Here is a 9,238-nt window from a genome sequence, read left to right as displayed (position 1 = left end):
CAACACTGCGCCGTGTGCCATCGTGCCGGTAACGATCACGGTCTGAATGCCCTTGTTCTTCAGAGCCGTTTCGAGATCGGTATTGAAGAACTTGTCCACGCCGGATTGCACGACCGTCTCGCCACCTTTGGCCGCGATAACCGACGGCACCGCCGCCAGTGTGCCCACGCTGGTCAGGCTGTAGACGATCATCAGGTTCGCCTCGCGCGACTTGCTCAACAGATTGGCGACATACGGCAGTGAGGCCGCGCAGGTGGGACGCTCTATGCTGTTGCAGGTACTCGTGTCGAAATCGAGCAACAATAGCGCGGTATGACCTGGATCGGTAACGGTAAATGCCTTCAACTCCGGAGGCGGAGGCATCGGGACTGACTTCCAGGACGCGATGGTGTCGGCTTGTGCCATACCGCAGAAAGGTAAAGCAAGCAGCAGTGCGACCAGTGTTCTTTGAACGTTAAGCATAGACTCTCCGATATAACCTGCATGATATGGGGCACTCGCGGCGCGGCGGCTTTAGAGCCTGCGACCATTATGGCGTCGTGGCCAAACAATTCTACCGGCCAAACCATTCAGATGGCTGATGGTCGAGCAGCCGCACACGTATGACCGCTTCGGGGGCGCCTGGTAAGCGATGCACCTGCCTAAAATCGACCCTCCTGATCAGCCGCCAGTGTCGCCGGCATCGTATCCCTTAGATAGTCCACCCAGGTGCGAATCTTCGCGTCAACGTGCGACAGTTGTCCTCCGTGCATTGTTGTCGCGGGTGACGTTGGCGGCAACATCGCCGAAGCCGCCGGGAAAGACAAGTCGCCAATTCATTCGGCACCGGTGAGCGGCTTATGTAAGCGGCGGCGAATCGACGGTAGTGCGCGCGTACTATCTGCGCGAACCGATCGGCGCATAAAGCCATCAGGTGCGAATCCCTCACGAGTGTATCTCGCTTTCTCCCCCTCGCTTGACCTCATTGCGGCTGCAATCGCTTCCCGCTCGCGAGCAGCATCCGATCCACTTCAGCCAATTATCGATCCGCCAGGTAGAGGGCAGCACTGGGGCGCACATCGGACCTTGAGAGAGGAGTCTCCTAGTCCGCGATCTCTTCTTCAATCCGCCCTTCCGGTCGTAGCGCCCATGGATGCGCATTACCTCTCGACGGACCCTGTCATTGAGAAATGTGATAGCGCCGCCGGGAGGTCACCTTCCGCTTTGAAAATCCTTTGCGGGTATCTGACTAGAAGAATCGAGCGCGTTCCATGGCTGCATGACACGGCAATCACGCAGGTTCCGCGTCACGATAATTGTCCGCCATAGCAACAGCAAGTGTCCGCAGAGGGGCGTCGGCCTTCTCGTGACTCAGATGAAGCGGCTTCACATCTGCGGTCAAACCTTCGCGGACTGCCCCATCGATCTGCGCCAGCAACTCCGCAATTAGCGTCTGACGCCTGCGAAATGCAGCGCGCCGGTTAGACGGAACCTCACTGATGTCGCGGTGATATGGGCGAAGCGGCAGCAAGAACCGCCCCTCGACCTCAACGCCGCCTAGTTCGCGCCAGAAGCCGTCGTAGTCCGCGCTAAACTGAACCGCTGTTGTAGCGGAAACATGCGTCTTCTTCGTCACTCCAGTAAGCGCGTCCACCCCTGATATCCTGCACAATTCGCCAACGGCTTCCATCACAGCTGCCTTCGGTCGTAGTCCATGACATGCACGTGTGGCCTCGCGCACTCGCTCCCTGTCCCCGCTGGCCGGCCCTTGCAGCCCCCCGATCAGCGCTCCCCGTTTCCCGGTTTCGGGATGCATTTCGAAGCTAACGGTCGCCCACGCAAGATCCACGTGCTCAAACACGTCACGCCAGGCGACGGTAAGCAATCCTTCGCGCCAGCAGCGTACCGGCTCACTCACAACGAGCGCATACCTGCCGTGCGATGCCAACGTCGCATATTCCGAATTCAGGTAGAGCCTGCGCACCATATCTTCACCGAATAGCTCCCGAACGACTCGAAAATGACCGCATAGCAGCTCGGCACGCTCGTATGCAGGCATATCGGCCTGGGCGAAGCAACGAAAGGGCCGTTCAAGAAAGCGCCGGTCGCAGACAGCAATATCCGCAAGCAGGGAGTTCGTCGTCAATGCCTTCAACCAGATGCGTGCCGCAAACGGATTGAGTAGTGCGTACATCAGCACGCGGACCCGCCGGAAGATATCGTGAGGAGTTCGTCCGGGAATAGCTCTAGATAACAGGCGGAAAACTTCAGAAAGCGACATTATCGACCACAATTTATTTTCATTTTAATGAGCGGTGCTGGCACGGAGGCGACTGCGGCAATTGCAAAAGTCGCTGCCAGCCAGCTTGTCATAAGCGACGGCGTTCCAATTCGCAACCCTAGTCAATCCGAATATCGGACCTCTCATTCGCAAATCGAATTGTCCGTTCAATACATCGCATCCCTTACCGATCACGGCGAACCCCTTCGCGAATACTCGTCTTCGGACAGACCATGCGACTCTCTCAAGATGCGATGTGACTGTAAACGAATTGTTACGCAAGATTTCTAAACGTAACCGAAGATTACAGGATATTCCGTTGGGCGCCTAGTGCCGACAGGAATATCGTGAGAGGATTTGAAAACCGGGCGCATCGTGGAGACGAGGTTTGCCGACAAGCGACACTTCACCAATAAGACTTGAATGGCCGGTTCGCGACCTGAGCCGACGCCCGAATGTCTAAGCGGCGGCCCCGGCGAATGGCGCTTCCTGGTCGCTTTTTGCCCCACGCGGTCGGCTCAAGTCGACCCGCTTCCGCGCTTGGATGCTGCACCGTTTGAACGTCGGCTTTCGAGATCCCACGGTGACTCCGCCGTCTGCCGGTGACTAATCGGCTGCGGACATTACGCGACCTTTGCTTTCCACCGCCCAGGCAGACGCTATCTTCCGTTTCCTAACGCTTGGACGGGGGTTGCGACGCCTTGTGGTCGATCGTTTCGAGCAAAGCGATCAGCTGAGCCAGGACGCCGGACTTTTTCCATGAGGTGTAGTGTAGGTAGCAGGTTTGCTGCGGCGGAAAGCTACCGGGTAACGGGTGCCATTTTTCGCCGGTCTGCTGGACCCATAGTATGGCGTTAAGACTCGCGGTCATTGCGCCGGGGCCGACCGCGGCCAGCCGCCAGGTCTGGGAAGAGGTGCTGAATGCGACTCCATACGGAGTCTGACAGAGGGAGAAGGAACATATTGAATCGTAGAGCGGATTTCGTCGGGCAGAGTTCGATTCGATTGTCTCAACCTCTCCGGGACGCGCTTGCACGACAATCAACGACCCAACGTTTGAATACCGGTGCCCGTATCACGCGTCGTCTAAATCACGGTGAGGTAAATCAATGCCGCAGTTTTGCGTCACCTCTGACCACTCTGCACGAAAAATCGGGCGCCGCCGGTCATTTCCGTTAATTCAGTTGTCTTTTCAGTTGTCTTTCTAGCGACCGCAACGGCTAATCACGCGACGAGTGCCATCGCCGAGTGAACGTCCGCTGTCTGGCCCGAGCTGACGTTTGGGTATACGTGTGAACGTGCACGCGAACGACCGAAACTGACCGGAAGTATGCGTTCACCGCCTTCGTCGTAAGCCGCCGGTCGAAAACATTCGGCCTGCGCTAGTGGCAGCTTTGTGACGCATATCTCAGCGGGTGCGACCGGCCATGAAGCGACGTTCACGGTTACGATCGCGCGGACCTCCAGCAGTCGGCTCCCCGCCAGATGACGGACATCCCGCCTTCCTGTCTGGTGTTATGGTCTCTCAGCATGGCGGTAGGGACTCGAGTGTAGACGTTCTTCTGCAACAGATCCGCCAAGCGGCGTCCATTGCTAGCTCTCGTCCGTTGCTCGCGTTCGAGGCGAGGACCGAGTCCTCTCTTTATGTCGATACAGCGCCTGGGGCGAACGGGATCTTGCGCTTCAGTGCCGCTGACCTAGAAAGCTGGTGGTTACATGTTAGCCAGCGTGATTGATCGACCCAAATGGCGATGAAGCTCGTTCGCGACCAAACGTCAATTGCCAGAGCACATTGGTACATCCTGTAACAGCAGTGCGTATGTGACGAGAGGTAATTCATTACGAGTGTCGACGACAAACAAGCATTACCAGACTCGCACTGCAGCTTCCGACTAACAATCGATGACCCCACGCAGCACACATAACATCCCCGCTCGAGACACAATTTGACAACGACCAAAATCCCACGTGCTAGCGTCCCAACTCAAGCGACAACAAACTTGTTAAGGGAGACGCAATGCCGTTCGATAAATCATCCGCAGCGACCTACGCAGATAACCATGCCGAATCACACAGCACGCACAACTGCGCGAAATACGTACGCAAGGCAATCGAGTGGGGCGGAATCCTACTGCGCCCCACAGATTACGCCAAAGACTATGGCCCACTCCTTGAGGCTGCCGGCTTTCGCCAAACGATCGGAGACCCGCAGCAAGGCGACGTGATCGTGATACAGCCGGCCCCAGGCCACCCTGCCGGGCACATGGCGATCTTTGACGGCTCCATATGGGTATCTGATTTCAAGCAAACCCACGCCGGCCGGCAAGGCTTCTATCCGGGACCGGCCTATCGGCAATCGCAGCCGGCCTACAAAATCTATCGATACAACTGAGACGAACGATGAAGAAGCTACTCACCCTCGCCGTGTCAGTATTGATGTTGGCCGGCGGACTGCTATTTCAGCAACGGGCATTCGCGGATAGCGCCACGCCTGACGCAAGCACCAAAGCGTTCTATACCTGGTATATCGAACTGCAATCCAAACAGACCTACCCTTTGCTCGACAAGCGCATTTACGTCTACGTGACCAAGACAACGGCTGACAGACTTCGAAGCGCTTATCGCCATAACAGGCTCCCCGGCGACAGCGATTATTTCACAAAGGTGCAGGACTACGACGAACAAGACTGGCTTAACAACATCGCGACACACCCGCCGGTCATGCTCGGCGACGTTGCGGTTGTTCCAGTTACCTTTGGTTCAAAAGACAAAATCAGCTTATTGGTATTTCTGCGCAAGCAAGGAGACGGCTGGAAGATCATCAAAGTCGATGACACGCTTGACTACCGATAGCAGCTGCGTCCACTTGGGCCAGGATGTCGGGGAGATTACGCTTCGATGACTAGCCCTTATACCCTTGAGCAAAGTGTCTTGGTCCTGCCCCTCGGAGTCTTGCTTAAGTTCGTCAATTCGACGCTCAAAAGTTTCTTTGCTCAGAAAGCGAACGTCATCCTTGCCGATTTTTCCGGCCGGATCTGCTGTTCTCACCCTGTCTAGGACTTCGAGAAAAAACGACATGCAGTCGCGCGGAACCCCGCCGCCAGCAAGAACGAGCCGATCAAACCCCTTTCCCTTAAAGAGGGCCTCGAAATCCGCAGGAATCATTCCCGCCAGCTTGCAATATTCGAGAAAAATTCCGCGATTTTGCTCAAGGGTACGGTCAAAGTGTTCAAAGGCGAAGTCGATATTTATCGGCTGATAGTCGTGACGTTCTTGAATTCCGATCGGCTGGCCTGCTCGCTCGATGTACATGACCGAATTGTGCTTCATCCCAGCCTAGCCAGCAGCAACAGGCACTTCCTCATGTCGTCGATTTTTTAAAAAGTTGCACTTTGTTGGCGTCGACCCGGCTCCCTTGTTCAATTGCCCGCGAGGCTCGAATCCATAGCTGCCCGATAGGGCATCTACTGCCGATCACTACACGGCTCAGCGTCACCTCGGGTCGGAAGCCGCCGAGTGCTCGGGCACTCAAGGGCATGCATGACCGTGACGCTCTCAACCTGTCCTCCCCGCTGTGCGCTGCTAGACAGCGCCGCGCATCAGACAGCGCCAGTTACTCAGAGCTCAAACCAGATCTTCAGTCCTCCAGAATGAATGGATCACGAACCCGCCTCCCTCTCAGGGCGCATCCGTGAGAGCGACGGCAATCCCGCAATTGGCGCCTTCGTTACCGCCCTCGCGCGCGCCGTAACCATGGTGCGGCTCGCACTTTTCCGCGGTGAAATCACAATAAAAAATCCATCCCACAGCGTCAAATTCGACGAATCGCAAACCTCTTACTGTAAAGCACTAGCCATGCATCGACTTGCCGTACCTTTTTGCTCAGGCAATAATGCCTTCGCAAGACGATCATCTAAATCACAACACCAACACTGCAACGGCGCCCATCGTGCGTCGGAATGGACAAAAGGCTCCTACGAGTTCACACCCCAACCAGGGTTAACCCATTCAAAAAAGAACAACGCAGCAATGTAATTACAGCTCTCGCAAACCAGCAGTCTGCAAACGCAGGGCTAAACTTCCCCTAGAAGGTGTCCGGCGGTGTTTCCTCAGTCCCACGTTTACACGACGAGTTCAAAGGAGATGACAGATGGAAATCCGCGACCCTTCCCCCGGCCTCTACAACGCAGATCTCGCCCCTTCGAAGCGACGCAACTGGGGCGCCTTCAGCATCTTCAACGTCTGGACCTCGGACGTCCACAGCCTGTGGGGCTACTACCTTGCCGCCAGCCTGTTCCTGCTCTGCGGCAGCTTCATCAACTTCGTCATGGCAATCGGCCTGAGCTCGCTAGTCATCTTCGCCCTGATGAACCTGATCGGCTACGCAGGCGAAAAAACCGGCGTCCCCTACCCCGTATTGGCACGCGCCTCCTTCGGCGTCTGGGGCGCCAACCTCGCAGCTCTGGTCCGCGCCGTGGTGGCCTGCTTCTGGTACGGCGCCCAAACCGCAGCCGCGTCAGGCGCAATGGTCGCTCTCCTGATCCGCAGCGACAGCCTCATGGCCTTCCACAAAAACACCCAATGGCTGGGCCACTCAGGACTAGAAGTCATCTGCTACATCATCATCTGGGCGCTGCAACTGCTCATCATCCAGAAAGGCATGGAGACAGTACGCAAATTTCAGGACTGGGCTGGTCCCGCAGTCTGGGTTGCGATGCTGATCCTGGCGATCGGCCTATGCGTCAAAGCCGGCGGCTTTTCGTTCAGCCACGGTATCCCAATGAGCGCCTTACTCGACAAGACCAAAGACGCCGGCGTCAGCGGCGACCCCGGCTCGTTCTGGGCGTTAATGGCAGTAGGCGCAACCTGGATCACCTACTTCGCCGCGCTCTACCTGAATTTCTGTGACTTCTCCCGTTACGCAAAAAACCGCGACGCGGTGAAGAAAGGCAACCTATGGGGCCTGCCAGTCAACCTGATCGCGTTCTCGCTGGTTGCCGGCGTCACCACCATCGCCGCCTTCAAGGTGTACGGCGAAGTGCTGCTCCACCCCGAACAGATCTCAGCCAAATTCGACAGCTGGGTGCTGGCGCTCATCGCGGCGCTGACTTTCGCGGTCGCCACACTGGGCATCAACGTGGTGGCCAATTTCGTCTCGGCCGCGTTCGACATCTCCAACGCCTTCCCCAAGCGGATCAGCTTCAAGAGAGGCGGCTACATCGCCGCGGCCATCGCGCTGGTGCTCTACCCGTTCGCCCCGTGGGAAGGCAATGCCGCGCACTTCGTCAACGGCATCGGCGCCACCATGGGCCCGCTGCTGGGGATCATTCTGGTGGACTACTATCTCGTGGCCAAGGGCAACATCAACGTCGCGGCGCTCTATCAGGAGTACGGCGAGTACCGCTACGAAGGGGGCTGGAACGTCAACGCGCTGGTCTCCGCGGCAGTCGGCAGCGTGTTTTCGACCTTCCTGCCCAACTTCACCAACCTGTTGCCGGTCTGGTGGAATACCTATGGATGGTTCTTCGGCGTGGTGATCGGCGGCGGCATGTACCTGATCATGGCGACGCTGCGGCCACGTGCCGCGATCGCGCCGACCCGCGCGTGAAGCCTTCCTGAAGGAGCGACGAAGATTACAAAACCCACGCAGAGCAGGCACGGCAATATTGCCCATGGTTAGCCGTCGGCGGTCATGCTAGGATTTCCGCAAACAACTCCGGAGACTGCTATGCCGTTCATCTGCGAAAACGTTGAATGTCGTGCCGTGCTGGCCCGCGGGCAGGTCAGATCGATTCGTGAGGACGGGGGGTGGTGTTTCTACTGCCCAGATTGCAAAGCGAGGAACGCGTTAAACGATATCGGCGCACCGGGCGGCCCCGTCGAGTTGAAACAACCGGAGCGACCCGATCCTCCGCACAAGGTGATTGCAACGGCTCGACCACTGGAAGACGGCAAGTACGCGGCGCAATTGCGCGTACAAAGGGCGCTCGGCGTGAGAGGCACGTATGCGGTCGAAGAGCATTGGGAGCAGCTCGGCGTATTCCCCGACCCAAACGAGGCTGTCGCGCATGCGAAATCCATCGCGGCAGACGTGCTGGCCGGCAGGCATAGTCCCCAGTAAAACGCCGGAATATCAGAACCGCTCCGCTGAAACGCGCTGCTGAACCCGGCGTCACGGGTTTGCATTCAACCAGCGTCAGTCACGAGGTTTCAGCGGGAGCGAGTTTGATAAATAGCTTGGCCGCTTCGTTGCCATGAGCCAAAGCGCGCAGTGCGAGCGAGAGCGCCAGCTGCGCGTCGTGGGCCACGGCGCTACGGTCCTGATCGAAGAGCTTCGCAGCGTGACGCATATGCTGCGCTGCTTCCAGGTGAAGCTCCGCTGCCGTTGCGTGGTGTTTTGCTGCAGCTGCACTCGTTGCACTCGCAGCCGCCGATGCAGGCGCTAGCGGCGGCATATTAACGTTATGTGCACCTGCATCATGAGCCTCATCGATCGCATGCAAGGTGTGACCATGGGCCAGCATCGCCTGATGTGCGGTGTGGTCAAAATCCTTCCCCGCCTCGAAATGCCGCGACGCAGCGTGGTGAAATCGCGCCGCCTGCTCGTGATGTGACGCCGCAGCGACCAGATGTTCTTTTTTGCTCTGCTTCGTGCTCATACCGGCTCCCGTACAACGGTAGGACTGACTCGGATGACGACCGATTCAAAAACACGCAGTGGCGGGTCGGAAACCACCGGCTTCGAATTTACACGTACTTGCGTGCTCGATGAGGTTTTTCGACGCGCGGAAAAATCAGCTTCGAGTTCGGGGCTGGATTCTCGATGCCACGCTCCCGATCATCCAGCCCGTCAGCAACACCGAGGCCAATGCCCCTCCCCCGCCTCAAGCCTCCGGCGTCGGCACTCTAATCCACCCTTCCATCAAAACCCGCGCGCTGCGGCTCATGATCGCCTTGGTGACCGTCCACTCGCCGCCT

The 9,238-nt window shown here is 57.6% G+C and carries 11 protein-coding genes; 5 read left to right on the top strand and 6 right to left on the bottom strand.

Going from position 1 to position 9,238, the window contains the following annotated elements:
* The 3 genes from QOC89_RS09570 to QOC89_RS31855 all read right to left on the bottom strand — a co-directional run.
* On the bottom strand, positions 1-363 hold a 363-nt coding region (locus QOC89_RS09570; protein WP_323044801.1), incomplete at its 3' end, for an isochorismatase family protein.
* Between the two features lie 907 nt (positions 364-1,270).
* Positions 1,271-2,260 (bottom strand): VirK/YbjX family protein, encoded by a 990-nt coding sequence (locus QOC89_RS09565; protein WP_323044800.1) that lies wholly within the window; start codon positions 2,258-2,260, stop codon positions 1,271-1,273.
* Between the two features lie 673 nt (positions 2,261-2,933).
* The gene (locus QOC89_RS31855) at positions 2,934-3,131 is read right to left on the bottom strand and encodes a transposase (RefSeq protein ID WP_416340385.1); all 198 of its coding nucleotides are present in this window, start codon (positions 3,129-3,131) and stop codon (positions 2,934-2,936) included.
* A gap of 1,146 nt (positions 3,132-4,277) precedes the next feature.
* On the opposite strand from QOC89_RS31855, the gene QOC89_RS09560 reads away from it, so the two are divergent.
* Together QOC89_RS09560 and QOC89_RS09555 are read left to right on the top strand one after the other, a co-directional pair.
* Positions 4,278-4,652 carry a CHAP domain-containing protein gene (locus tag QOC89_RS09560; RefSeq protein ID WP_323044799.1) on the top strand — a complete coding sequence of 125 codons (375 nt, stop codon included), beginning with the start codon at positions 4,278-4,280 and terminating at the stop codon, positions 4,650-4,652.
* An 8-nt stretch (positions 4,653-4,660) separates the two neighbouring features.
* On the top strand, positions 4,661-5,113 hold the full coding sequence (locus QOC89_RS09555; RefSeq protein WP_323044798.1) for a DUF3828 domain-containing protein: 453 nt from the start codon (positions 4,661-4,663) through the stop codon (positions 5,111-5,113).
* Here the strand turns inward: QOC89_RS09555 and QOC89_RS09550 are convergent.
* Positions 5,039-5,590, bottom strand: a complete 552-nt coding sequence (locus tag QOC89_RS09550; RefSeq protein WP_323044797.1) for a hypothetical protein — start codon at positions 5,588-5,590, stop codon at positions 5,039-5,041. The two genes, QOC89_RS09555 and QOC89_RS09550, sit on opposite strands and share 75 nt — an antisense overlap.
* Positions 5,591-5,914: 324 nt before the next feature.
* On the opposite strand from QOC89_RS09550, the gene QOC89_RS09545 reads away from it, so the two are divergent.
* From QOC89_RS09545 to QOC89_RS09535, 3 genes are all read left to right on the top strand, one after another.
* Positions 5,915-6,295: a hypothetical protein gene (locus QOC89_RS09545; RefSeq protein ID WP_323044796.1), complete on the top strand. Its 381-nt coding sequence runs from the start codon at positions 5,915-5,917 to the stop codon at positions 6,293-6,295.
* Positions 6,296-6,410: 115 nt separating this feature from the next.
* On the top strand, positions 6,411-7,868 hold the full coding sequence (locus tag QOC89_RS09540) for an NCS1 family nucleobase:cation symporter-1 (protein WP_323044795.1): 1,458 nt from the start codon (positions 6,411-6,413) through the stop codon (positions 7,866-7,868).
* 120 nt (positions 7,869-7,988) lie between these two features.
* On the top strand, positions 7,989-8,381 hold the full coding sequence (locus QOC89_RS09535; protein ID WP_323044794.1) for a hypothetical protein: 393 nt from the start codon (positions 7,989-7,991) through the stop codon (positions 8,379-8,381).
* A 79-nt stretch (positions 8,382-8,460) separates the two neighbouring features.
* On the opposite strand, the gene QOC89_RS09530 is transcribed toward QOC89_RS09535, so the two are convergent.
* Positions 8,461-8,919: a hypothetical protein gene (locus tag QOC89_RS09530; RefSeq protein ID WP_323044793.1), complete on the bottom strand. Its 459-nt coding sequence runs from the start codon at positions 8,917-8,919 to the stop codon at positions 8,461-8,463.
* Positions 8,920-9,144: 225 nt separating this feature from the next.
* A partial coding sequence (locus tag QOC89_RS09525; protein WP_323044802.1) for a PrpF domain-containing protein occupies positions 9,145-9,238 on the bottom strand: 94 nt, incomplete at its 5' end.

The organism is Paraburkholderia sp., assembly GCF_034668105.1.
In the GTDB taxonomy this organism is placed as follows: domain Bacteria; phylum Pseudomonadota; class Gammaproteobacteria; order Burkholderiales; family Burkholderiaceae; genus Paraburkholderia.
This window is presented reverse-complemented; position numbering and strand designations above follow the sequence as displayed.

Coding starts and splice junctions, on each gene's coding strand:
- QOC89_RS09565 (WP_323044800.1), bottom strand. CDS start 2,260: ATGTCGCTTTCTGAAGTTTTCCGCCTGTTATCTAGAGCTATTCCCGGA.
- QOC89_RS31855 (WP_416340385.1), bottom strand. CDS start 3,131: ATGACCGCGAGTCTTAACGCCATACTATGGGTCCAGCAGACCGGCGAA.
- QOC89_RS09560 (WP_323044799.1), top strand. CDS start 4,278: ATGCCGTTCGATAAATCATCCGCAGCGACCTACGCAGATAACCATGCC.
- QOC89_RS09555 (WP_323044798.1), top strand. CDS start 4,661: ATGAAGAAGCTACTCACCCTCGCCGTGTCAGTATTGATGTTGGCCGGC.
- QOC89_RS09550 (WP_323044797.1), bottom strand. CDS start 5,590: ATGAAGCACAATTCGGTCATGTACATCGAGCGAGCAGGCCAGCCGATC.
- QOC89_RS09545 (WP_323044796.1), top strand. CDS start 5,915: ATGGATCACGAACCCGCCTCCCTCTCAGGGCGCATCCGTGAGAGCGAC.
- QOC89_RS09540 (WP_323044795.1), top strand. CDS start 6,411: ATGGAAATCCGCGACCCTTCCCCCGGCCTCTACAACGCAGATCTCGCC.
- QOC89_RS09535 (WP_323044794.1), top strand. CDS start 7,989: ATGCCGTTCATCTGCGAAAACGTTGAATGTCGTGCCGTGCTGGCCCGC.
- QOC89_RS09530 (WP_323044793.1), bottom strand. CDS start 8,919: ATGAGCACGAAGCAGAGCAAAAAAGAACATCTGGTCGCTGCGGCGTCA.